This is a genomic window from Desulforhopalus glucosivorans (genome assembly GCF_054397165.1).
The window spans coordinates 376,443-400,884 of record NZ_AP044854.1 but is presented as its reverse complement, the minus strand read 5'-3'; the positions used below and the strand labels follow the sequence as shown (position 1 = coordinate 400,884).

Genomic DNA, 24,442 nt, shown 5'->3' with positions numbered 1-24,442 from the left:
GATTTTCAAGAGTAAGGCACTAATGCTCCGACACACCTTCTCACATATTCCCGGCATTGGACCAAAAATTGAAAAAAATCTCTGGTCCGCCGGAATATCAAGCTGGCCGGAGTGGCAGATACCCGCTCCTGTCAGAATCTCTGCAAATAGTAACAATGAGGCTCCTGCAATAATCGAGGCCTCACAACTGGCTCTTCAAAATAACGACCCCACTTTTTTCACCTCCCGCCTCGCAGCAAATGAGTCTTGGCGCATCTTCTCTCAGTTTAGAGACTCAATCGCCTATCTCGATATTGAAACCACTGGCCTCGATGATTTTGCTGAAATCACCACCATTGCTCTCTACGACGGCAAGACTATTTTCACCTACGTAAACGGTCAAAACCTGGGCGAATTCGTGGATGATATATGTAAATATAAGGTGATAGTCAGCTACAATGGAAAAAGTTTTGATGTTCCCTTTATTGAGCGGTACTTCAAAACTCGCCTGAACCACGCTCAGATTGACCTGCGCTATATTCTCGCCAAACTCGGATTTAAGGGAGGACTCAAAGGGTGTGAGAGACAACTGGGGTTGGATCGTGGTAACCTTGATGGTGTGGATGGATATTTTGCGGTACTACTCTGGCAGATGTATAAACGCACTGGTGACGAACGGGCCCTGGAAACACTACTTGCCTATAATATTGAAGATACAGTCAATCTAGAGCGTCTCGCCGTAGAAGCATACAACAGAAACGTTGCAAACACTCCATTTGCAGCTGAACTATCACTACCATGGCCAGAACTTCCAAACACTTACCATACGGCAAGTATTGAGTTAGTTGATCAATTACGAGGCTACCAAACGTACTAGTATCATAATCGCTGGAAGGTTCTATCTCCTGCTCTCTTCAACACACCCCACATCTCCTGCACATCCGACACAACCTGTAACCTATCACACCTTCTTACAGATTTATGCTGCATATTCCCCTGTTAAACATAGCCTTAAAGAACGATCTCAACACCTTCTTGAGCAAAAAAGATCTCAGTGTCCCCATAGCGCCCAGGCTCGCAGTAGGTTTTTGCAAGTTGATCCAGCTGGTCATCGGACCTGTCAGGATCATGGTGAAAGAGTGCTAGTTTTTTCACACCTGCCCTGTTAGCTGCCTCCACCGCATATTCCATGGCTGTATGCCCCCAGTTAACACGATCTTTATTATATTCCTCCATGGTGTACTGGGCATCGTAGATAAGAAGGTCAGCTCCCTGAAAAAAGTCCTCTATGGCTTGGTTCTGCTCTCTGGCAACCTCTTCACCCTCATAGGCCATAGCTTCATCATAATCCGGATTATCTGGATCTGTTATGAACAAATTACGGAAGGGTTCAGTGTCGTAGCAGGTACACACTACCTTCGAGTCATACTCGAACCTATACCCTAACGCAGTAATTGGATGGTTTAAGAGTTTCGTTGATAAATGCAGGCCATCGCCCAGATCAATACTTGGATCTTCCTTTAAACGAACATATTCGATATCAGAAGCAAGCTCTCCAAGATTTATAGGAAAATAGCGATACTTCATCTGACCGCCAACTACTTCTTCAAGGGGATCATCTTCAAAGGACACAGGACCGAAAACTTTGAGCTTAGAACCCGGAATATAAATAGGTGTAAAAAATGGATAGCCCATAATATGATCCCAATGGGTATGGGAGAGAAAGATATCTGCTTTAATGGGGCCCTTAGGAAGGTCATAGCCCATTATGTAATTCCCAAGGTTACGTATCCCGGAACCAGCGTCCACAATGAGTAGCCTATCATCGTCACCTACCCTGATCTCAGTACAGGCAGTATTACCGCCATATTTTTGAGTCATCTGTCCTGGACTTGGAATAGAACCGCGCACTCCCCAGAAACGAACCTTCATATGCTCACCAACCTTATATTTGCAAAAAGACCTTAGCTTTGTCTATCTCCTCAACAACCCTTTCGCCAATACCACAAAAATCCTCAATGCTGATCTCAGCGATATCAAGAAGCTTATACACATCCTCTTCAGCTGGAAAAGGATTACCTGAGTAGCCATGATCAAGGATATTAGCGTACACATTTCCAAGGGCGACAAGTGCCAGTTGCAATCGTAATCCCTCTGGCTGTTTGGCTATATTGTCAATATCATGATGTTTGCAAATGCAGGTCGTGATCACATTATTAAGCTTCCACTTTTCAGCTATCATCATGCCTACTTCCTGATGATCTATACCTAAAACATCAAGTTCAACCTCACGGAGGGGGAGCTGCTCAAAACGTGCAATATTAAGAACTTCAATGTATTCGTCCCCAAATGGAACCTTACCGAGATCATGCAATAGGCCGGCCAGAAATAATTCTTCCCGCTCCATGACCGGCAAACCTTTCACTTCACCGAGTAACTTAGCACTCACCCCCGCACCAATTGAATGGGCCCAGAATTTTTGTGTTGGCAGTGCTTTAGATTTTTTCGCCCCAGCCACACTCCGGATAATTGCAGTACTCAGCGCCATGTTTTTAACAGTATTCATCCCCAACATGGTAATCGCCCGCGTAAGAGACGTTACCTTGTTCATAAGGGAATAATAGGCGGAGTTAATGAGCTTTAAAACCTGACCTGTTAAAACCGGATCGAGTGAGATAACCTTATTGAGTTCATTTGGAGAGGCATCAGTGCGGCTACATATCTCCATAACCTTGCCAACAGTTGTGGAAAGACTCGGCATCTTCCTGATAAATTTCTCAATATCCCTTCGTTGCTTATCTTGATCTATACTCATATTTATATTTTATAAATCCAATGTGTTAGGAATCAGTCATACAGTCCTGTGATAAAGTATTGTATCGAATCAAATAGACAAGGTCAAGAAATGAGGGCGGTAAAAAATTCCAGCTTTAAAAATAGAAATCAGCCATCTTGGCAGCAGTAGTCTATTGCCTCTTTGTAGGTCATATCGACACCTCCAAATATATCGAGAGCGCTCCCCACAGTCACATCAAGACGATCACAACCCAGTTCTTTAATAAGCTGCAGGTCTTTAAGATTGCGAACTCCCCCTGCATACGTTGTAGGTATCGTAACCATCGTCCCGAGTAAGCTCACAAGATCCTGCTCTATGCCGCTGCACTTTCCTTCAACGTCAGCTGCATGGATCAAAAACTCATCACAGTAAGCGGAAAGATCATCTAAAACAGACTTTTCTACTTTCACCGAGGTAAACTTTTGCCACCTGTCTGTGACGATATAGTAGTCACCATCTTTTTTTCTACAACTGAGATCAAGGACTATATTATTTTTACCAACGGCATCAACAAGACGCTTTAGTCGCTCCATATTAATGTTACCATCTTTAAACACATATGAGGTAACGATAATATGAGAGGCACCCTGCTCCAGCCAAAATTGACCATTGTCTGCAGTCACTCCTCCACCAATCTGCATCCCTTTTGGCCACGTTGCAAGGGCTTCCATTGCGGCCTCGTCATTGCCGGGGCCAAGTTTGATTATATGCCCACCTGTAAGGTTATCTTTTTTATAGAGTGCTGCAAACCATGATGGCGGATTGGTGGCAACAAAATTAGTGGTCACAGAAGATGGCGTCTCGTCACTCAAGGTTGAGCCAACTATCTGTTTTACAAGCCCGCCATGTAAATCGATACAGGGTCTAAGTTTCATAACTATTTATCCTCATGCATAAAAAAAGGCGGGATGCCTGAAAGCATCCCGCCTTTGTACTTCTCGTAGTGTGTTTTAAGTCTTGCTCCATAAAACCTGAAGCTGCCACTACAACACTCATCCTGGCTGATTTCTCGCCTACCAGGGTCGGGTATTGACAGACAAGACCCTTATATAACCTTGCAACTATGCTTTTTTTAATAACATTGTTGAGGGATCGAGCATCAGGGTTGTTCCTGGATCGATTGATCCAGTATCACATTTAATGATGTCAAGATTCATCTCATTACCCTCTGGATTTATCAACAGCACTGTATCAAACAGACTATCAACCTCATGACAAGGAGCAGGCACACCAGCTGATGAAACACGCTCATCGTCGCGGTGACTTACAGCTGAGAACCAGAGCATCTTCAGACCCTGCTCTGCCATAACAGTCTTGAATTCTTCCAGAGATTCTTTACTGTTATTATCAAAATCATATCCGTCAACAATGAGACATTCAGGTTGGTAGATACCCTGCATTACTAGATCATTGAGTCGTTCTTCAAATAGAGCCTTAGAAAAATCGCTCTCCTTGAAGGTCATAATCATACGATTTTGCATAATCTCGGGGATTGACTCGATTTTTTCACCGTCGGTGAGTAAAGCGAGAATATCATCATACCAAGTGCGGGTCTTGTCTACACCCTCTCCAATGGAGACGTGCAACACCTTATTTCCGAGCAGCATACAGTCCAAAGCGAATTGAACGAGAATAGCAGTCTTTCCAAGACCTGCTCTCGCCATAACGAGTCCCATAGACCCTTGTCCTTCCGCCTTCTCATCCAGACCAAGCGCCCGGAGTGGATTATTTACAACCAGATCATTTCCCATGGCAGTTCACCTCTTTTTTATTCCTTATGTGATCGTTGTATACAACTGACCAACAGCCCCTGACAAAATCAGGGGCTTTCATATTGTTTTAGTCTTTACGGCTCAGAATATCAAGCGTTCTTACGCTCATCCTGATACGCTTTGACAAGCTCGTCATTCACACTCTTAGGCACAGCCTTAAAAGTTGAAAACTCCATGGTAAATTCTGCTTTACCCTGGGTAAGCGAACGGAGAGTAGTCGAGTAACCAAACATCTCAGAAAGAGGTACTTCTGCTTCAATCACTGAGTAGCTGCCTTCTTCAGTAGTACCAATAATCATACCACGACGCTGGTTAATAGAACCCATAACAGCACCCTGGAATTCAGAAGGTCCTTCGACAGCAACTTTCATGATTGGTTCCATAATGACTGGTTTTGCCTTGAGGTAACCTTCTTTAAACGCACCTTGGGAGGCGAGCTGAAAGGCAACATCAGAGGAATCCACTGCATGGAATGCACCATCATTAATGGTACAACGAACACCTGTAATTGGTGCGCCACAGAGTGAACCCTTAATCATGCTCTTTTGAAAACCCTTATCACAAGAGCTGATAAATTCACGTGGAATGACACCACCCACGATACTATCAACAAATTCGTAATCTTCTTCGATTGGCTCAAGAAAACCACCAACACGACCAAACTGACCTGAACCACCAGTCTGTTTCTTGTGGGTATAGTTAAAGTCAGCACGTTGAGAGATGGTTTCTCTGTAGGCAACCTGAGGAGCACCGACATCTACAGTGGCATCATACTCGCGTTTCATACGCTCAATATATACCTCGAGATGAAGCTCACCCATACCTGAAATAATGGTCTCTCCAGTCTCATGATCAACAAAGGTCTTGAAGGTCGGATCTTCTTTAGTGAATCTGTTGAGTGCCTTGGACATATTAACCTGGGCTTTGTTATCCGCTGGAATAACAGCAAGAGAGATAACAGGCTCGGGGACATGCATAGAGGTCATGGAGCAGGAAATTGCATCAGTGGTGAAGGTATCACCGGAAGCACAGTCAACACCGAAGAGTGCAACAATGTCACCGGAACCAACGCTCTCGATTTCTACCATCTCAGCGGAGTGCATACGACAAAGACGACCGATCTTAACTTTTTTACCTGTGCGGCTGTTAAATACGGTGTCACCCTTATTCAGAAAACCCTGATAGGTACGAACGTAGGTCAACTGACCATAACGACCGTCTTCGAGTTTGAACGCAAGCATAATAAGAGGATCTTCCGGGTTGTTTGTTACCGGGAACTCTTTTTCTCCATCTTTAAGATCGAGTGCCATATTGGTTACATCAGTCGGACATGGCAGGTACTGTTCAACCGCGTCTAAAAGAGACTGAACACCTTTGTTCTTATAGGCAGAACCCACAAATACCGGAGTAAATTCAAGAGAAAGTGTACCTTTACGAACTGCGTCATAGATCAGCTTTGGATCTACATCGTCGCCTTCAAGGAGTGCTTCCATGAGCTCTTCAGAGAACATAGACACTTCTTCCAAAACTGCTTCACGCTTCTCTGCAGCTTCATCGACCAGATCAGCAGGAATTTCTTCAATACGGATATCATCACCATTCTCGCCATCAAAATAGACAGCCTTCATGGTAATAAGATCAACAACACCCTTGAGGTCGTTCTCAAGACCGATAGGCACCTGCATCATATGTGCATTCAGGTCAAGTTTATCTCTCAACTGGCCTGTAACTTTCTCAGGATTTGCACCGGTACGGTCACACTTGTTGATAAAAGCAACACGTGGAACATTGTAGCGGGTCATCTGCCTGTTAACCGTAATAGACTGGGACTGTACGCCACCAACTGAACAGAGAACCAGAACAGCACCATCAAGAACACGCAATGCGCGCTCTACTTCAACGGTGAAGTCAACGTGACCAGGTGTGTCAATGATATTAATATCATGATTATTCCAGGAGCAGTATGTAGCAGCCGACTGAATTGTTATACCACGCTCTTTCTCAAGCTCCATGGAATCCATCTTTGCACCAACACCATCCTTGCCACGTACCTCATGAATGGCATGAATTTTCTTGGTGTAGTACAGGATACGTTCGGTGAGAGTGGTTTTTCCCGAATCGATATGGGCACTGATACCTATATTTCTTACTTTTGATAAATCCGTGTTCATGGCTGCTGTCCTCTACAACGGTGCCAACCGGTACGTTCCCGGCCTAGCTTATGCAAGCTGAGTGAATATAAAAAAGTAAGGAGTCACAGCATGCTGTAACCCCTTACTCAACTGACTCATTCGTGATATCTCTAGATACAGATTATAAAATAGACTCGCCCCCAACAAAGGGACACATAAGTCAAAAGTACCTGGTTAAAACCATTTAGTGCCTTAAAACATTGAAAACGAGTGCACGTTTCAAAACAATTCACAGGGTACTTAGATATCACATCAAGTGAAGGTGATCTCACCACACACTCGAAAATTAACCTGATCAACAGCGTACATTAACCCGACATCCAGAAAAAATCCATAGAAAAATATCGATAAACACCATTTTTTCTTTCTAAATGATTATTTTTTCGTTTGTTCATCCATTTCCCTTGCCACAAATTCCAAAACATTCTTCTGTTCAGTTATCTATCGCATACTTGAACTAAAGGTGGGATAAATCCTTTGGTGTTTTTTTGTTTTACCGTAGTACAACTGAGATTTTTGCAAAAAATGATCTTTAGTTACGACCTGAAAAAAATTTTACCACAGTCAAAGAAAAAATTACCTGACGATACATTTTTAACACTAACGAAAATTTGACATCAGGTAAGCCCAGGCTCCGAGAAGACATTTTTAAATGTGACTCAACTATAACTAGTTTCCTCTGTTTTTAATTAGAGTGCCTTCTGCTAAGGCGTAACCTATGGTTTGAATGCTTTTTCAGCTTGTTATATGTGCTGAGAAAACTACTTCCAGCATGAAATACCTGGAAAATCTATTTGACAGATTCAGTTACCTCAGGTAAATAATAACCGTTATCTTTTAATAACAGCTATCACTTAGTGGTAGGTTGGTTTATCAATACTCAATTATGGAGGCTTACATGAGTAAGACTGAAGAAAATTTAAAGGCAGCATTTGCTGGAGAGTCCCAGGCACGTAATATGTATACCTATTTTGCCAAAGTTGCACGCAAAGAAGGATATCACTATATTGCAAATATTTTTGAAGAGACTGCAATGAATGAAATGCGTCATGCCAAAGATCACTTCATAATGATGGGTGGTATTGGCGACACTGCTGCAAATCTCAAAGAAGCAATGGACGGAGAAAATTACGAGACTGTTACCATGTACCCAACCTTTGCCAAAGAAGCCGAAGAAGAAGGCAACATGGAAGCCGCAATGCTATTTACCCAGATTGGTAAAATTGAAGCAGAGCACCGTGAAAGATACAAAAAACTCCTTGAGATGGTAGAAAAAGGAACCGTTTTCACACGCGAAGAGCCAATCAAATGGAAATGTTCAGTATGCGGTTACAAGCATACCGGCACTGAGCCCCCACCAAAGTGCCCAAGCTGTAAACACCCTAAAGAGTACTATGAGCCAGCGAACATGGACATATAGTTCTTTGAAAGCCACTTGTTCTTTTTTAAAAGGACAAGTGGTTTTCTCCTCATGTAGTAACCACTACTTTCCTTCCTCTTTTTTTGTTCTTTTTGCTCTTATTATTTTTTGTCTCTCCGGTTGCTGTAGTAAAGCAGAACATCCGGACATAACAATCTGTTATACTACACCTGTTGTGGGAGAGTTATCACAACATCAACCTCCAGCATTTCATATTCTCTCCGGTAATCACTCTTTCAATAAAATTGGCACACCCGAACCGGTGGAAGTAGGCGATGACATAGAACTGCAGGTCAATCCCAGAATAGCTTCGCTCTATTTCGAGCAAGATCATTTCACAACTGAAAAAGGAACATACACAAACCGTATCTACCGCCTGCATTTCCCAGAAGTTCCCTTTGGTCTATGTACATTAAATATCACTGCAGGCAAAAACCCCGGTCTTCTAATCATATATACATCAGACCGATACGACAGGCTTGTTCTCATTACCACTGTCCATACCTGCGGCTGTTACCTCGCCTTCTTCCCAACAGGTGATCTTGCAGAAGATGCTTTTCCAGACAACTGGCCGCAATCTATACAAACCGTTTTCGGATACAAGCTACCAGGTATTATCTCTTCACAGACTACGTCTGACAAACCTTACACATTTACCATCGCCAGTGAAACCCACCGGGTAATTGGGGTTTCTAAAGCCGGAATAGATCACACTGACTTCACTCAAATCAGACCTCTACGTCTTCATCCAATGACGCAACTCAGCAACCTCCCCTATCAGAGTGGAGCAGTGTCATTTTTTGAAACAGATGGACCACGGGCAGGTTATGTGAAAAATAACAATAAACCCCTTGAAAGGCTGCTAATCAGCTGGTGGGCGTTTGACTGGCATGTTGGGGAGGATAAGGCGTATGGCAGAAGTGACTCAAGCACGACACCCTTCTATACCAGCCTGAAATTCTGGCAACGAGACAACTCAGACATGAAGGATTTCCCCCGCTTTCTCTCATACTGGGGATGGAATCTTTAATCCGCACCCCCAATAACAACTTCTGGATTAAGTCCACTATTTTTTAAAAATCTTCTTAAATCCTTCTTTGTCTGCGTTATTGCCAAATGAGGCCTCAAGGGTAAAGAAAAGGCCTGGATTAGCATCCCGGTCATGATCTTCGGGGAATGATATTCTGGGAGAGACCTCAAGCATTAACCAGTCCCTGTAAAAACGCTGCCTGTATTTGACAATAACTTGCACATCAGACAACTTATAACTCGGTTCTGTTTCCATATAAAATGCAGTCTCATAGGACACAGCACGGATTGCAGATAGTACCTGATACAGCCGAAAATGCTGGGAGTGGGGAAAGCCGTCTTTGGTTTCGTAATAGTTAAACTTACTTGTTGATCGAAAAAAGAAATCATCTCCAAAGGGTTGTTCGAGATCGTAAGCAGTACGATTTTCCCAACCATCATCGGTATAGTAACGGAGTCGATTGGTAAACCTGCCCTGCCAACTACCAAAATCCTGGAGAGATCTGAATCGTACGCTACCATACAAATAGCTCCATGAAGCACCGGCGTCAAGCGCGATGTTATAGGTATCACTGTCTTTTAAAAACCAGCGAAGTGCCGCTCGAAATTCTCCTCCGTCATCATCATCGTGATTGTCGGAATAATTATCTGATGGTGAATCTTCCGAATCAAAATCTGAATCTTCCGCTGCCTCGAGTATAAGCTGAGCACGACTTGATAATTTGGGGAGTTTTAATCGTACGTCAAGACGGGGCTGTATCTCAATATCATCATTTTTAGAGTATCCCATGGATAGCTTCAACGTTGCCCGACTTTCATTTTCTTCCTCAGTGAAACGACCATCATCAAAAAATGAATCAATCCATTCTGAAACTTCATAGAGCAGAGCCGATGCTTCCACCTGCATATCATCGAGTGACTGTTCTTTTGCAGAATCAACAAGTGGGATATCATCTCCCTGCTCTGCTCCCCAGTCTGCCGGTTTTTCCTTGGGAATCCCTTCCGCACTGACAACAACCGGGAAACCTAAAAACAGATACGCTAATAGTAATAATGTTGCACCATACTTCCCCATAAATAGCCCTCCCCCTTTAATGGATCAAACCTCCAAGCTTATTTTTTATGATGATAGCGTATCTTATAGAGAATACCAATATATCATCCAAAAAAATTCTCTTAAAGTGACAACAGTCTATAATTTTTTATTGACAAAAGCAGCCCTCAAACTTTATAAATACTCAAGGAGGTGCAGTATTGATAAAGTCTAAGGTAAAATATAAATTTGGTGAAAAGCTTCGCACAGTTCGGGAACGTAAGAAACTCACCCTAAAAGATGTAGCACTGCGGGCTGGGGTCAGTGAGAGCCTTATCTCTCAAATTGAGAGAAACAAGGTGTCACCATCCATCGACACCCTGCTGCTCATTGCCGATGTGCTGGATATTGACTACGAATATTTATTTAATGATTACAGACAGAAAAGAAAAGTAGCCATAATCAGAAAAGATGACAGGGCCAGCATAACGAGCCCGAAAATGATCATCCAGCAACTCTCTGTTCCAGGTGACGGTACAACTGAACACGCAATTGACGCTTTTTCCCTGCAAATTGCTGCAGGTGGGGAGAAGGGAGACCGCGAATATGGCCATGCTGGCTGGGAGTTTGGTGTTATTCTCAAGGGAGAAGCTGAACTCATCTATGGTAATGAGTCATATGCACTTAGTGAAGGAGATAGTATATCCTTTCCATCGGACAGCCCGCACCTCTTTAAAAATTCAGGCGAAACGACCCTTGAGGCAATCTGGGTGGTCACCCCCGCCCGGGGTATGTTTTCAAGCTGACTTATTATAAACACAAAGAGAAACCTGTTAGGCAAAAACAGACTTAACACAACAATCCCGGAGGACATTATGGGAAAAACGATTGCGGAAAAAATATTTGATTCCCACAAAGTGGACAATCCCTTTGGCGACATACATGTTATTCGCCTGGATGCGGTATTCTGCCATGAGATCACCACCCCGGTGGCCATTAATGACTTAGTATCAAGGGGAATGGACCGTGTCTTTGACCCTAGCAAGATTAAGGCCGTCATCGACCACGTTACACCAGCTAAAGATTCCAAAACTGCCATGCAGGGCAAGATCTTAAGGGACTGGGCACTTAGAAACAAGATTATCGATTTTTTCGATATCGGTCAGAACGGCGTCTGCCACGCACTCTTCCCTGAAAAAGGCTTTGTCAGACCCGGTTACACTGTGATCATGGGGGATTCCCACACCTGTACCCATGGGGCCTTTGGAGCCTTTGCAGCAGGTGTTGGAACCACTGATCTTGAGGTAGGAATACTCAAGGGTGTTTGTGCCTTTCATTACCCTGAGTCCATAAAAGTTGAGTTGAGCGGCCAGCTGCCAGATGGTGTTTATGCAAAAGATGCGATCCTTGCAGTCATCAGTAAACTCGGGGTAAACGGCGCCACCAATAAGGTGATTGAATTTACCGGCAATGTCGTGGAATCAATGTCCATGGAAGCCCGAATGACTCTTTGTAATATGGCCATTGAGGCCGGTGGAACCTCAGGAATATGTGCCCCTGATATGGTTACCGTCGACTACCTCTGGGAGTTCATCCAGGATGAATTCGCCTCAAAAGAAGAGGCCCTTGCAAGCTACCAGACATTCACAGCTGACGCGGATGCCACCTACACTGAGGTTATTAGTATTGATGCATCTTCGCTGGTTCCGGTTGCAACCTTTGGTCATAAGCCTGATCAGGTGAAGGCCATTAGTGAGATGACAGGTGAAAAGGTCGATCAGGTATATATCGGCTCCTGTACCAACGGCCGCATAGAAGATCTGCGCGTTGCAGCTAATGTACTTAAAGGCAACACAATCAAGGCTGGTGTCAGAGGCATTGTTTCCCCCGCCTCTCCTAAGATATACAGCCAGGCCCTTGAAGAAGGTATTATCAAAATTTTCATGGATGCCGGGTTCTGTGTGACCAACCCCACCTGTGGAGCCTGTCTTGGCATGAGTAACGGTGTTCTTGCCGAAGGTGAAATATGTGCCTCCACCACCAATAGAAACTTCAATGGTCGTATGGGAAAAGGTGGCACTGTGCATCTTATGAGTCCTGCTTCTGCTGCGGCTACGGCTATAAACGGACATATCAGTAACTCCAATATTTTTGCAGGAGGTAAGTAATGAAAGAATTTAACGGCAAGGTTCTGTTTCTGGACCGCTCCGATATAAATACAGACGAAATCATTCCGGCGAGATACCTCACCGAAATCACAAAAGAGGCCTTAAAACCGTATCTCCTGGAAGATCTCTCTTTGGAGGGGTTTAATCCTGAAAGTGATATAGCAGAGAATTCTGTTGTGCTCACCCGGGCCAACTTTGGTTGCGGTTCTTCAAGAGAACATGCTCCATGGGCCTTTGAAGTTAACGATATCAACATCGTCCTTGCTGAGAGTTATGCACGTATCTTCAAGCAGAACATGTTTAACTGCGGCATGATGGCAGTCGAACTCCCTAAAGATCAGATTGATTCTCTCTTTAGTAAATTCGGTGGTAAAGAGACTACTGTCACCACTGATCTTGAACAAAAGACACTCCACTTCCAGGCAGGAAGTGAGGAAGAAACCCTTAGCTTTTCTATCTCAGAGTTTGACCAGGCTCTGGTAGAAGCTGGAGGTTGGGTGGGATACGCTGATTCTAACTACTAGGATTTAGCGCTTTCTCACCTTGATGTGACGGGGTACACCCCTTGCCCTGTCACATTTTATTTTCTCCCCCGCTCATCCCCCTCCCAGTTACAACAAAAAAACACATGCAATTTCGGTGAGTAGAGTCTACACTGAGTCCACATTCTATGTTGTTTTTCGATTTTGAATTTGATTACTTCTAAAGGAATTACCATGTCGAAAAATCTCTACATCAGTGCTCTCGAACCCAAAAGCGGTATCTCTCTCGTGGCCCTTGGGGTTATGGAATTTCTGGTCCGTAATCTGGTTCGCGTAGCTGTCTTCAGACCGATTGTGAACATGAAGCATAATAGAGATGGAGAGGATGAAATTATTCATCTGATATCGAGTCATTATAACCTTGATATCCCATACTCCCAGATGTATGCCTACACCTTTGAAGAAGCCAGAACACTTGTCGCTGACAAGCAGTATGACAAACTCCTTGAAACTACTCTTGACCGCTACAAAGCCTTGGAGGCAGCGTATGATTTTGTCCTTTGTATCGGCACAGACTATGAAAGCGACTCTTCTGCTTTTGAGTTTGAACTAAATGTAGAACTTGCAAACAATCTTGGTTGTCCTGTTCTCATGATTGCCAATGCCCACGAAAGCTCTATAGAGAGTATTGTGAGGTCCTGTCGTTTTGCCATAGAATCGTTTGAAGAAAAAAGTTCATCTATTTTGTCCATTATAGTCAACAGAACACCTGTCACACTGCAGGAGAAGATGTTGACAGCGCTCAAAGAAAAGCTCCAGAACAAAACCCAACTCATCTATTCAATTCCATTTGAAGATAAACTTGATCGGCCAACCATGGCAGAAATTGCCGAGGCACTCGACGCAAAAGTAATCCACGGGAAAGAGCAGCTGAATAGGCCTGTGTCCCGCTTTGTCATTGCCGCGATGAACTTGAGAAACTTTCTCCCCCGAATTGAAAATGGCAATCTTATTATCACTCCCGTTGACCGAATCGACATAATACTAGGAACACTTGCGGCCTACAGGTCATCAAATATGCCAAATATTGGTGGTATTGTACTCACTGGCTATCTCAAATCCGACAAAATGCTCCGGAATCTACTCCACGGCATGGATGACCTCGTCCCAATCATCAAAGTAGAAGCCGATACATTCACTACAGCAATGAAAATAAAGGAGATCCACAACTGCATAAAACCCGAATCCTCTCTAAAGATTGCCTCTGCTCTTGGCCTCTTTGAATCCCACGTCCAGACAACTGAGCTGAGAAAAAATATCGTGGGCTACAGTATGCTTTTCACCACACCGAAAATGTTTGAGTTCAGTCTTATTAAAAGAGCAAGGACACACAAACAAACAATTGTACTCCCCGAAGGAAGTGATGACAGAATCCTCAAAGCTGCAGAGATCCTGATACATCGCGACGCTGTGAAAATCATCCTCCTTGGCAATGTACAAAGTATTAGAAATAAAATTCAAGCATTGGGTCTTATACTCAACGATGTAAAAATTATAGACCCCAACCACTCTAAACTTTTGACCGAATACGCAGACACATACTATCAGCTCAGACAACATAAAGGAATTACCCCTGATAATGCCCGAGATGTGATGTCTGCAGTTAACTACTATGGAACCATGATGGTTTACAAAGGACATGCCGACGGTATGGTCTCGGGTGCTGTCCATTCCACTCTCAACACAGTCCGCCCGGCTCTTGAATTTGTAAAAACAAAACCCGGTTCCACCATAATGTCTTCTGTATTTTTCATGTGCCTTGAGGACCGCGTTCTCGCCTATGGAGACTGTGCTGTTAACCCACGCCCGACTGCCGATCAGCTAGCTGAGATTGCAATAGAATCATCCCGTACCGCTGAGCTCTTTGGTATAAAACCCTATGTTGCCATGCTCTCCTACTCATCGGGAACATCAGGAATAGGTGAAGAAGTTGATAAGATCAAAAGAGCGACCGAAATTGCCCATCGTCTTGCACCTGATCTCCTTCTTGAAGGGCCAATTCAATATGATGCAGCGGTCGATCCAGTGGTGGCAGCAACCAAAATGCCTGGAAGTAAAGTGGCTGGCAAGGCTACCGTCTTCATCTTCCCTGACCTGAATACCGGCAACAATACCTACAAAGCGGTTCAACGCTCAGCAAAGGCTGTGGCAATTGGCCCTATCATGCAGGGACTAAATAAACCGGTTAACGATCTGAGCCGTGGCTGTATGGTGACAGATATTGTGAACACAGTCGCCATTACCGCTATCCAGGCGCAGGCAGAAAAAGGATTACAGACGTAAATCAATCGTTGAAACCAGAACATTCATGACCTTTCTGCAAATATGTTAGAAGAAGGACGCTATGAAAAAAGAAGAACCATATTGCGGTTTTGAACAGGGCCCGATACGTCCCCCCAGTGAAGCAAATAGTCTTTTGATTCGTGTCAGTAGAAACTGCCCCTGGAATCAGTGTACATTTTGCAGTCTTTATAAAACCAAAAAATTCACGATGCGCCCTGTGAACCATGTCCTAAAAGACATAGACGCCATTCGCTTTTATGTGGATACAATCCTTGAAAGCCGTAAAAGTGGACAGCCGCTTTCCCAAAGTGAACTGATCTCACTTTCTAATGGTAGTGGCAAACCCGATCTCCCTGCCCTTCACGCAGCTTCGGCCTTTGTTTCTAGCGGAATGCAGTCTATTTTTATCCAGGACGGCAACAGCCTCGTTATACAACCTGAAAGTATCATCACAATTTTAAAGCACCTGCAAACATCCTTTCCCCAGGTACAACGGGTCACGTCCTACGCCAGGTCCCAGACTATCTCTAAGATTAGTGATGACCACTTAGCCCAGATGGCCACAGCAGGCCTCAACAGACTCCATATAGGAATGGAATCCGGCTCGGATGCTGTTCTTACAATGGTAAAAAAAGGTGCCGACAAAAAAACACATATTATTGCTGGGAAAAAGGTTAAAAAGGCGGGCATGCAGCTATCAGAATATTTTATGCCGGGCCTTGGTGGAAAAACCCATACCATAGAAAATGCGCTTGAAACAGCGGACGCTCTTAACCAGATTAACCCTGATTTCATACGCCTTCGAACCCTTGCCATGGCATCAGGTGCTCCACTCACCGAGACGTACCTGGGTGGAAACTTCGACAAGATGGGAGAGGTGGACACTGTTCGAGAATTACTGACCTGGCTGGAAAACCTGGGCAACATAACCAGCACAATACGAAGCGATCATATCCTCAATCTCTTTCCAGAAATTGACGGTAAACTCCCCGGTGACAAGGAACAGATGATGCGCCCACTGCGTGATTTCCTGCAGCTTGCCCCCCATGACCAGATGCTCTTTTGTATCGGGAGAAGGACCAGGCGCCTTGATGATATAACCGATCTGAAAGATCCAGTAAAACGTGACTATATTGAAGATGTTTGTACTAGGCTTGGAGCAACAGTGGACAATTTTGATGAGGTCATCGACAATCTGATGAGACGGTATATCTAGCTTACATTTATTACTAGTTATTCATCCCCGCCTCAGAAATAGCCTCCTCCAATCGCAGAAGCAGACCCCGGCAATTCATTGTCAGGGTCTCTGCCTTCCCCAGCGCTATTAACATAAATGGCAGCACGGCCCGGCAGTGGACATTTGGTCTCACAGATACCGCAACCTATACATAATTCGTCCACAATATACGGCTGTTTAAGGGTGAGCATCTCTCCATTCTGAGATTTAACCTCAACAAGATTGAATCGTATAGCCTTTTCGGGAGTAGGACAATGCTCCTCACAAACGATACAGGGAATCCCTTTTGCAAAGGGTAGGCAGATATTCTTATCAAACCAGGCGTGGCCAATCTTTGTCACATGTTTATCGGCCTGGTCTAAAACCTGAATTGCTCCGGTGGGACAGACCTGGCCGCAGAGGGTACAGTTAAACTCACAGTAGCCGCTCCTTGTCTGAAGATAAGGAGTGAATAAACCCTCAAGTCCCGCCTGAAAGGTCGTTGGCTGCAGACCATTAGTAATACAGACCTGGATACATTCTCCACAACGAACGCAGCGGGCTAAGAACTCTTTCTCAATAAGCGCACCGGGGGGTCGCACCAACATATTCTGCGCCTGTGCTGTTCTATTTTGCACGCCAAAAAATAGAGTCAGGGTACAACCTGCAGAGACAGTCCCTAGAAATTGTCGCCTTGAAAGGGACACCTTCTTTGCGCCTGTGTTCCGCCAGGATGGGAGCGATACAAGTGGGTAGATACGCTGCTGAGGACACTCCACCATACAATCCATACATAGAATACAGGTGGAGGCTGAAATCTCCCTTTTTTCATCAATTGCACCCATACGACATCTAGTGGCGCAAAGACGACAGCTCCTACACTCATCACTCCCCCCTGTTACCGCCATGGTACCAGAAAAACTTACAAGCCCCAGCATACCACCCAATGGGCAGATATTACGACAGAAGAATCTGCTCTGGGCCAATTCACCAACAAAGACAAGTGCCAGAATCAAACCGCTCACAATAGTCAGTTCATAATAACGTTGCTCAAAGGGCAAGATGGTGGCCTGTAAAAATCCATATACAGGTTCAGTCAGACTATTCACGACAGTAGGCAGATTATGATAGGTGTAGGTAAAAAATGTATCAGAGATTAAATGTAATCCAGGATATACCACCTGCACCAAACCTCGTACCAGAATAGAAAATGGATCTACAAACCCCACGAGAGGCAAACCAAAGACAGCAGCAATGAGTATAAACAGAAAAAGCAGGACAGGTAATTTGGGGAGATACGTTTGTCGCCCGCCTTTGAGTCCCCCTCCTGGCACCCTGAAGACTTTTCTTACCGAATCTAAAAGTCCCCCAAGGGGACATAGCCAGCCACAAAAGCTTCGTCCAAAAATAAATGACAGACCGATGATACAAAGAGAGGGTAGAAGAAGGGCAATAAAGGTTTTGGCTGCCACCATAGTCGTAACAGCCAGCAGTGGGTCGATCCTAAAGAGAATATTTACACCATACTCAATAGTATCTGAACCAGTATAGTCCGTCTTTATAAAGAGGAAAAGAAAGAGACATACAGATAAGAACTGGGTCAGGCGTCGAGCCAGCTGCCAGAGGAAATACCTGCTTTTTCTCCTTACACCCTTGTCCCTTTTCACAGCGTTTTCTTTATGACATTAATTTTATCCAGTTCCATTTGCCCAAGACCCATTTTATAGGCAGCGACCGTTGAGTCTATATCTTCAGGGGCCAGGCCAAAAAGAGTTGCTCCAAAGGCATCAGCTGCCACAGGATCAGCTGAGGCTATAACCTGATCAAGCTTTTTGACATCTTTCAGACTGCCGCCCTGGGGACCATTACGCAAAAGTATTCTGGTGGCATCAATAACAGTAAGTGAAGGTGTGACCACCGTTGCAAGATCGGCAAGTTGCTGACCTAAATCGTGATGCAGACTTCCACGGTTTCCACCAATCACTCCCATGGAATTTTTAAGCCCTAAACTGAGTCTACCAAGACCATGGTGTTTAGCCACCGGAACATTGATATAGACATCAGCAGTTATTGCCTCTTCATAGATCTTCCAGTTCGTAAGGGATTTACCCCGTTCAATCTTTACTGAAATAAACTTTCTTCTATCGATATGGTCCAGTCGAACCTTTTTTGAACCAATATCCTTTACCATATCGACCATACCGCTGTTCTGATAGCAACGTCGCTTTTCATTGCACGTATGATCAAAAATACGCACCGTGGAGGCTCCCGCGTCAAGGGCAAGCTCAATGAGCCTCTGCACCACCAAAGGATTGGTGTTTGCAGCCTGTTCCGGGGTTCGGTCCCAGCCAATATTTGGTTTTACAACCACAGTATCCCCGGAGCGGACAAACTTTCCCATACCACCCAAAAGTTCGATGCTCTTGGAAACAACCTCTTTATAATTCGCTCCTGTCACCAGAGAAAGCTCTGGACGGGGCTCTGATAACGCGAAAACCTCCGGAACAGAAAAGGAAAGACCTGCAGAATAGGCAATTGCCTGTTTGATAAATTGTCGTCTGTCCATGGTCTACCTCCCATAGGATGAGATCACCCTGTTATGATAACAGGTTTTAATTAATCTACCATTTTAACCTAACTCAACAATGAGTCCAGACGTTTTATGACAGACATAATATGACAAAAAAGTGAGGATAAAAAAGCAGACATATAGGGTTAATCTGGCCCTAAAACATCCCGGACTGCATCGATGAGATCATTACCTAATATGGGCTTTAGTATGTATTTTTTTACTCCCATTGCAAGGGCCTGCTCTTTGGAAAAACTTTCGCTATGACCGGTGCAGATAATAATCGGTAGACTATCATTGATCAGTAATACCTCTCGGGCCAACTCTTCCCCTGTGAGTTCAGGCATTGTCTGATCAGTTATAAGTAAATCAAAGCCAGCAGAATCAGTATATATCAGTTTCAACGCCTCACTGCCACTATGGGCAACGACCACATCATAGCCCAAGCCTTCAAAACGTCTTGTATTGATCTTGAGTAACGCAGGTTCATCGTCCACCATTAAAATACGTCCGCCACTGACACCCACAACGGGCATTTCCAGTCCCTCGCCAGCAGTATCATGAGTAATAGTCTCATCCCCATAACATGGAAAGTAGACTGAAAAGGCTGTGCCCTCACCCGGCTCACTTTCAACCTCTACAAAACCATTACAATCCTCAACTATACCGTGGGTAACAGATAGTCCAAGGCCACTTCCGCTCCCCACCTCACGGGTTGTATAATAGGGTTCGAAAATGCGTTCCAGATCTTCGGGGGCCATACCGCAACCATTGTCAATTACGCGAAGGACAACATAATTTTGTTGTTCAAGAGTAGAATCAATAGCACTCTTCCGACGGCTAACGTCTTTAAGCTCGACTCGCAATACCCCCTTATCATCTTCCATCGCATGACGCGCATTTGCACAGAGATTAATCACAACCTGGTGTAAATTGGTCGAATTTACATGAATAGGACAGCAGTCTGTCTGGATATCCTCTACAATCATAAGACTTGTGGGAAATGTTGACTGAAGCATGCTAACTGCTTCCTGAACCACAAGATGCGGCTCCACCACCTCTTTTTTGTGGTCACTTTTCCGGCTAAAGGTGAGTATCTGCTTGACCAGATCTTTCGCTCTGTTTGTGGCGCTAAGAATCTCATCCGCATCTTGGCCTATCTGACTACCAACTGGAACATCTTCTTTAATGAATTCTGCAAATCCCATAATTGCCGAAAGAATATTATTGAAATCGTGGGCAATACCACCAGCCAGAGTACCCACTGCTTCCATTTTATGGGATTGAAACAGCTCATCTTCTAGCTTTTTACTCTCTGTAATATCTTTTACAATGTGAACCAAATGTTCAAAATCGCCATTTTCATCAAGAATCGGACAGGTGACGACGCTGCAGGTTTTCCCGGTGAGTTCATCGAAAACCTCCTCCCGGTGGGTTGCTCCATCCGCGAGCGTTCTCTGAGCCGGACAATCTGAACAAATCTGCTTATCACTATGAAAGATTTCATAACAGGGAGGAGCAGACTTAATATTATCGTATTCAGGAAAGGTGTCATGAAAGGCCTTATTTGCCCTCAGAATACTCATATCCCTATCCTGAATAGTGATGATATCACTCATTGCATTAAAGGTATTTTCCCACTCTTCTTTGCTTCTTTTCAGCGAGGCTTCAAACTCCTTTCGTGCCGAAAGATCCCGTATTATTCCTAAGTACGCTTTTTTATTTCCCGTGGTAATCCTGCCAAGATTCACCTCCACTGGAAAGACTCTACCAGCCTTATCCCGATGCTCAGTTTCTATAATATGGGTCTTTCCCTCAACGAGGGGGCGCCAAATTTTTTCGATATCACTGCGATCACTGAAATGTGGGTCAATTTCCGCAATACTCATCTGTAAAAACTCCTCTTCAGTGTAGCCCATGGATTCACAGGCACGCTTATTAACAAGAAGAATTTCTCCATTTTCATCAACCAAATATATTGCATCACTGGCGTGGTCTATCACAGCCCTAAACTTCACCTCACTTTTTAACCGTTCATCTTCGATCTGTTTTCTTTCAGTGATATCGGTGTAAACAACAACAACCTCCCCCACAGGCAGGGAGAAAATATAACTTTCAATCCAGAGCTGAACCTGTTCATTCTCATATTTTGATACAGGGTAATACTCCGTAGACTCATTTAAATAGACCCGTTGTAACAGCTCAAGAAAGGTCGTATCAAAAATATCAGGCAGGGCAGAAGAAACTGAGCGGCCAATAAGTTCTTCACGCGAAAAACCTGCCTGCTTAAGACCTGCAGGATTAATATCCTTTACAACAAAATCGTCTCCACCATCAATGGGTGTAAATATAACCACCCCATTAGTCATATTATTAAATATTTCCCTGAACCGATCTTCACTGTCACGTACCGTTCTTTGACTTTCACTGAGATCTGTCGCCATTTCAAAAAAAGCGTTATTTAAGACCTGCAATTCTCGTGGCCCACGGGACGGCTCAACACATGGGGTAAACTCTCCTTCGGCAAACTTTTGAGTCAAACTCACCAGCCTATTAATAGGTTCGATGAGTATTTTCTTTCCCACCAGTAAAAAGACAAGAAGAGCAAGCGCTATACTGGCAATAAGAAATATCATATTACGTACAAGAGCCTTCCGTGCAGGGCGCAGTACATCTTCCTCAGGAATCCCTGCCCATACATACATATAGGGCCTGGCCTTTTTAGACAGTCCAACCCTTTCAAAGGCAAAAATTCTTTTCACCCCATCTGAGCCGATGGACACAAAGCTTCCCTGTAACTCTGCACTTGCCAGGGTCTGAGCTTTGATCCATGAGGCCCTTTTTATGGGCTTGCCAATAGGGTTTGTATCGCTTTGGGGAGGATAGTAGAAAAGACGAACACCTTTATAATCGGTGACCGAGATAAAAGACTCTGCCGGCATTTCAGCAAATTCGTGAAATTTAGTAAAATAGTCTAACCTGATCGCTGCTGCCAGAAGAGCCACGAGCTGCAATTCCTGATCAAAAACGGGATAGGCAAACGAAAAAACAGGGGCATTCTCACCCGCCCTGCCAACTATAAATTCACCAATTGAAAAACGACGGTCTGCTATGGCATCTTGTATATGTTTGCGATCACTGAGATTTGTATCTACGCTGAACGATTTTGCAGAAGCTATTATAGATCCATCAAGAGCCACCAGTGAAATATTATAATATTCTGGGTTCTGCGAAACTATTGATTTAAAAATCGTGCTCGATTTTTCTCGATCAAACGACTGCACTTCAGCCAGCAGCGAGAGAACGGTGAGAGTTTGCCGAACACTGTGGGTGAGATCTTTTTGCACCTCAGCCATGGAGCTTGTCATAAGAAAAATATCCCGCTCAGCATCCGCCACGGATAATTTCTTATGTTCAACCGCTGAATAGAGCAAAATCGCAACGACAGGTGCCATGGTAACCAGCACCAGTATAAACAGCGTTCTATTAATTGAACCTAAATTGATCGCTCTCAACCCACACCTGCCAGCCACAAGTTTTAACTACCCACAACAACCCCGCGGTACCTCCTCACAACAAGAAGAAAGCACAGCCAACGGACCTAATAGTTTATGTTATTATCAATCAATTTGTTTGTCAATTTTCGGAATATATATTGGTAATATGTGTAAAACAACGAATATCGTAACCTCTTGTTGTATTTACAAATTTGAAGAAGAAGGATCAACGGGATAGGCCATACGGATTTTGTTAAATTCGTTTTGAACATTGAGAAGGCTGTCAACTATTTGCGGATCAAACTGTGAACCTCTGTTCTCCTTTATATAAGCAACAACACTGTTATGTATAGTATCTGTATCTCCACTGTCCATACTGGTCATTTCTTCATAGGTGTCAGCCACAGCCATAATTCTGGCAGCAAGGGGAATCTCCCTTTTTGAAAGACCATAGGGATATCCAGTTCCATCCCATCGTTCGTGATGAAAGTAGGCAATATGCTTTGCCATGGTCAGAAAACCGCTACCTTCACTCTCTTCCTCCATCTCCCGAATAACATCCCCTCCAATAAGGGTGTGTCTTCGAAGCAGATCTTTCTCATACTCTACCATGGGTACCTCCCCCGCCATATATTCATCGGGGATTGCGACCTTGCCAATATCATGGAGGATAGAGGCATGATAAATATCCTCAATATATCTCGGGTTCATAACCTTTTTCAAATGCTCTGTTTGCGCAAGGTCTTCACTGAGAACCTTACAATACTCACGGATACGCTCAAGGTGATGAAGGGGAGTTACATCCCTGAATTCAGAGAGCTTTGCCAGAACCAGGATTGCAGAAATCTCTGTTTTCTTTTTCATTTCAAGTGATTTATACAACTGCTTTTCAATCTCTTTTCTGGTACTGATATCCCTCATAATAAGCAAAATCCCGTGGGGAAGATCTCCACGGAAAACAACATTCCCGTTGACCTCCATCTCAAGTCCTGTATCGGTTCCATCCACCAGAGTAATCGTAACCTCGGACAGTGATGTTCCAGTTCCGACGATATTACTTAACAGGTCCTGCAAGCCAGGTCTGTCGTTTGTATCAACTATGTCCCACAATGACTTTCCACCGGAGGACTTTCCACCGGAGGACTTTCCTAAAAAAAATCGATCGTTAAACCTGTTATTTGCCTGAACAATCGTTCCATCAGGTTTAATAACCACCACATGATCCGCTAACTGATTGAAAAACTGCCTGTATCTTTTATCAAGATTTCCCTGTTCAATGGATCTCTTTTTCACCTCTTTTTCCAGAGTCTCTGCCTGAGAAGAAAGCTCTGAAGTTGCATAGTCTTCCTCTTTTCTAAGTAGGTACTCACTTTTACGGGCTACAGTTTCAGCCCAGCTCTGGGTTGCAATTATCAGAATAAAACAGATCATAAAAAACAGGTTACTAAACAGTTGCACAGTGTATGTCGTCAAAATCGAGTGAGAAGAACTTATACTCACCATATAACCTGTCAACAGAATTACCCCCGCAACCAGAGTCTCTCCAACAGTTAGAGGCGCCAGGGTCGCGTAGAGGGCAATGGCCACAATCAGGCCAACATAATAGGGGGACAGGACTCCACCTATCTGATAAATCATCAGTAAAATGACAAAAATAACTGAAACAAAGCCAACAAACCCGATCCAAAAAGGAAAACGGTTGTTTTTATCCCTGCTATTCAGCCAGAAAAGAAAAATCCCAAACATTGCAATGACAATACGATAGTTAAGAAACTGCAAAAAACGATCGGGAACGGTAACATAGTCAAGTAGGGAAAAAAGCAGTGTCATTATACTGCCACCGAGAACAATATAATAGACCCGCCTGTGATGCAGTAGTTGTAGTTCGTCTCTGTAGGTTTCCATA

Annotated in this window: 18 protein-coding genes; 8 read left to right on the top strand and 10 right to left on the bottom strand. The window is 44.0% G+C overall.

All coding sequences use genetic code 11. From position 1 onward, the window contains the following. Positions 1 to 22 precede the first annotated feature (22 nt). On the top strand, positions 23 to 856 hold the full coding sequence (locus tag ACX6CI_RS01735) for a ribonuclease H-like domain-containing protein (RefSeq protein WP_458776459.1): 834 nt from the start codon (positions 23 to 25) through the stop codon (positions 854 to 856). 134 nt (positions 857 to 990) lie between these two features. On the opposite strand, the gene ACX6CI_RS01730 is transcribed toward ACX6CI_RS01735, so the two are convergent. The 5 genes from ACX6CI_RS01730 to fusA all read right to left on the bottom strand — a co-directional run bounded on the left by ACX6CI_RS01730 (position 991) and on the right by fusA (position 6,758). Continuing rightward, positions 991 to 1,911 carry an MBL fold metallo-hydrolase gene (locus ACX6CI_RS01730; RefSeq protein WP_458776458.1) on the bottom strand — a complete coding sequence of 307 codons (921 nt, stop codon included), beginning with the start codon at positions 1,909 to 1,911 and terminating at the stop codon, positions 991 to 993. A gap of 13 nt (positions 1,912 to 1,924) precedes the next feature. Continuing rightward, the gene (locus tag ACX6CI_RS01725; RefSeq protein ID WP_458776457.1) at positions 1,925 to 2,794 is read right to left on the bottom strand and encodes an HDOD domain-containing protein; all 870 of its coding nucleotides are present in this window, start codon (positions 2,792 to 2,794) and stop codon (positions 1,925 to 1,927) included. A 128-nt stretch (positions 2,795 to 2,922) separates the two neighbouring features. Further along, positions 2,923 to 3,690, bottom strand: coding sequence for a phosphoribosylformimino-5-aminoimidazole carboxamide ribotide isomerase (gene hisA, locus ACX6CI_RS01720; protein ID WP_458776456.1), 768 nt, complete (start codon positions 3,688 to 3,690; stop codon positions 2,923 to 2,925). A gap of 186 nt (positions 3,691 to 3,876) precedes the next feature. Beyond that, positions 3,877 to 4,566 carry a P-loop NTPase family protein gene (locus ACX6CI_RS01715; RefSeq protein ID WP_458776455.1) on the bottom strand — a complete coding sequence of 230 codons (690 nt, stop codon included), beginning with the start codon at positions 4,564 to 4,566 and terminating at the stop codon, positions 3,877 to 3,879. Positions 4,567 to 4,676: 110 nt separating this feature from the next. Next, entirely contained in the window at positions 4,677 to 6,758 is a 2,082-nt protein-coding gene (fusA, locus tag ACX6CI_RS01710) for an elongation factor G (RefSeq protein ID WP_458776454.1), read from the bottom strand. 919 nt (positions 6,759 to 7,677) lie between these two features. Here fusA and rbr point away from each other — a divergent pair. Next, entirely contained in the window at positions 7,678 to 8,199 is a 522-nt protein-coding gene (rbr, locus tag ACX6CI_RS01705) for a rubrerythrin (RefSeq protein WP_458776453.1), read from the top strand. Beyond that, positions 8,174 to 9,229, top strand: a complete 1,056-nt coding sequence (locus tag ACX6CI_RS01700) for a hypothetical protein (RefSeq protein WP_458776452.1) — start codon at positions 8,174 to 8,176, stop codon at positions 9,227 to 9,229. The genes rbr and ACX6CI_RS01700 overlap by 26 nt, the downstream gene beginning before the upstream one ends. A gap of 36 nt (positions 9,230 to 9,265) precedes the next feature. Here the strand turns inward: ACX6CI_RS01700 and ACX6CI_RS01695 are convergent, their stop codons facing one another. Then, positions 9,266 to 10,303 (bottom strand): hypothetical protein, encoded by a 1,038-nt coding sequence (locus ACX6CI_RS01695; protein WP_458776451.1) that lies wholly within the window; start codon positions 10,301 to 10,303, stop codon positions 9,266 to 9,268. A gap of 179 nt (positions 10,304 to 10,482) precedes the next feature. On the opposite strand from ACX6CI_RS01695, the gene ACX6CI_RS01690 reads away from it, so the two are divergent. From ACX6CI_RS01690 to ACX6CI_RS01670, 5 genes are all read left to right on the top strand, one after another. After that, positions 10,483 to 11,067 carry a helix-turn-helix domain-containing protein gene (locus ACX6CI_RS01690; RefSeq protein WP_458776450.1) on the top strand — a complete coding sequence of 195 codons (585 nt, stop codon included), beginning with the start codon at positions 10,483 to 10,485 and terminating at the stop codon, positions 11,065 to 11,067. A gap of 69 nt (positions 11,068 to 11,136) precedes the next feature. Then, positions 11,137 to 12,429 (top strand): 3-isopropylmalate dehydratase large subunit, encoded by a 1,293-nt coding sequence (locus tag ACX6CI_RS01685; RefSeq protein ID WP_458776449.1) that lies wholly within the window; start codon positions 11,137 to 11,139, stop codon positions 12,427 to 12,429. Beyond that, entirely contained in the window at positions 12,429 to 12,953 is a 525-nt protein-coding gene (locus tag ACX6CI_RS01680; protein WP_458776448.1) for a 3-isopropylmalate dehydratase small subunit, read from the top strand. The genes ACX6CI_RS01685 and ACX6CI_RS01680 overlap by 1 nt, the downstream gene beginning before the upstream one ends. Before the next feature lie 192 nt (positions 12,954 to 13,145). Next, positions 13,146 to 15,254, top strand: coding sequence for a phosphate acetyltransferase (gene pta, locus ACX6CI_RS01675; protein ID WP_458776447.1), 2,109 nt, complete (start codon positions 13,146 to 13,148; stop codon positions 15,252 to 15,254). 61 nt (positions 15,255 to 15,315) lie between these two features. Further along, positions 15,316 to 16,470 (top strand): radical SAM protein, encoded by a 1,155-nt coding sequence (locus tag ACX6CI_RS01670; RefSeq protein ID WP_458776446.1) that lies wholly within the window; start codon positions 15,316 to 15,318, stop codon positions 16,468 to 16,470. A 32-nt stretch (positions 16,471 to 16,502) separates the two neighbouring features. Here ACX6CI_RS01670 and ACX6CI_RS01665 read toward each other — a convergent pair whose 3' ends face one another. The 4 genes from ACX6CI_RS01665 to ACX6CI_RS01650 all read right to left on the bottom strand — a co-directional run bounded on the left by ACX6CI_RS01665 (position 16,503) and on the right by ACX6CI_RS01650 (position 24,441). Next, a complete protein-coding gene (locus tag ACX6CI_RS01665; protein ID WP_458776445.1) occupies positions 16,503 to 18,137 on the bottom strand; it encodes a 4Fe-4S binding protein in 1,635 nt (544 codons plus the stop codon). Continuing rightward, positions 18,134 to 19,036, bottom strand: coding sequence for a DUF362 domain-containing protein (locus ACX6CI_RS01660; protein ID WP_458776444.1), 903 nt, complete (start codon positions 19,034 to 19,036; stop codon positions 18,134 to 18,136). Before ACX6CI_RS01660 ends, ACX6CI_RS01665 begins: the two co-directional genes overlap by 4 nt. Before the next feature lie 149 nt (positions 19,037 to 19,185). After that, positions 19,186 to 22,554: a PAS domain S-box protein gene (locus ACX6CI_RS01655; RefSeq protein WP_458776443.1), complete on the bottom strand. Its 3,369-nt coding sequence runs from the start codon at positions 22,552 to 22,554 to the stop codon at positions 19,186 to 19,188. Between the two features lie 186 nt (positions 22,555 to 22,740). Then, a complete protein-coding gene (locus ACX6CI_RS01650) occupies positions 22,741 to 24,441 on the bottom strand; it encodes an HD domain-containing phosphohydrolase (RefSeq protein ID WP_458776442.1) in 1,701 nt (566 codons plus the stop codon). Position 24,442: the final 1 nt, after the last annotated feature.

Coding starts and splice junctions, on each gene's coding strand:
- ACX6CI_RS01730 (WP_458776458.1), bottom strand. CDS start 1,911: ATGAAGGTTCGTTTCTGGGGAGTGCGCGGTTCTATTCCAAGTCCAGGA.
- ACX6CI_RS01725 (WP_458776457.1), bottom strand. CDS start 2,794: ATGAGTATAGATCAAGATAAGCAACGAAGGGATATTGAGAAATTTATC.
- ACX6CI_RS01680 (WP_458776448.1), top strand. CDS start 12,429: ATGAAAGAATTTAACGGCAAGGTTCTGTTTCTGGACCGCTCCGATATA.
- ACX6CI_RS01735 (WP_458776459.1), top strand. CDS start 23: ATGCTCCGACACACCTTCTCACATATTCCCGGCATTGGACCAAAAATT.
- ACX6CI_RS01660 (WP_458776444.1), bottom strand. CDS start 19,036: ATGGACAGACGACAATTTATCAAACAGGCAATTGCCTATTCTGCAGGT.
- rbr (WP_458776453.1), top strand. CDS start 7,678: ATGAGTAAGACTGAAGAAAATTTAAAGGCAGCATTTGCTGGAGAGTCC.
- ACX6CI_RS01685 (WP_458776449.1), top strand. CDS start 11,137: ATGGGAAAAACGATTGCGGAAAAAATATTTGATTCCCACAAAGTGGAC.
- ACX6CI_RS01695 (WP_458776451.1), bottom strand. CDS start 10,303: ATGGGGAAGTATGGTGCAACATTATTACTATTAGCGTATCTGTTTTTA.
- pta (WP_458776447.1), top strand. CDS start 13,146: ATGTCGAAAAATCTCTACATCAGTGCTCTCGAACCCAAAAGCGGTATC.
- ACX6CI_RS01715 (WP_458776455.1), bottom strand. CDS start 4,566: ATGGGAAATGATCTGGTTGTAAATAATCCACTCCGGGCGCTTGGTCTG.
- fusA (WP_458776454.1), bottom strand. CDS start 6,758: ATGAACACGGATTTATCAAAAGTAAGAAATATAGGTATCAGTGCCCAT.
- ACX6CI_RS01650 (WP_458776442.1), bottom strand. CDS start 24,441: ATGGAAACCTACAGAGACGAACTACAACTACTGCATCACAGGCGGGTC.
- ACX6CI_RS01700 (WP_458776452.1), top strand. CDS start 8,174: ATGAGCCAGCGAACATGGACATATAGTTCTTTGAAAGCCACTTGTTCT.
- ACX6CI_RS01670 (WP_458776446.1), top strand. CDS start 15,316: ATGAAAAAAGAAGAACCATATTGCGGTTTTGAACAGGGCCCGATACGT.
- hisA (WP_458776456.1), bottom strand. CDS start 3,690: ATGAAACTTAGACCCTGTATCGATTTACATGGCGGGCTTGTAAAACAG.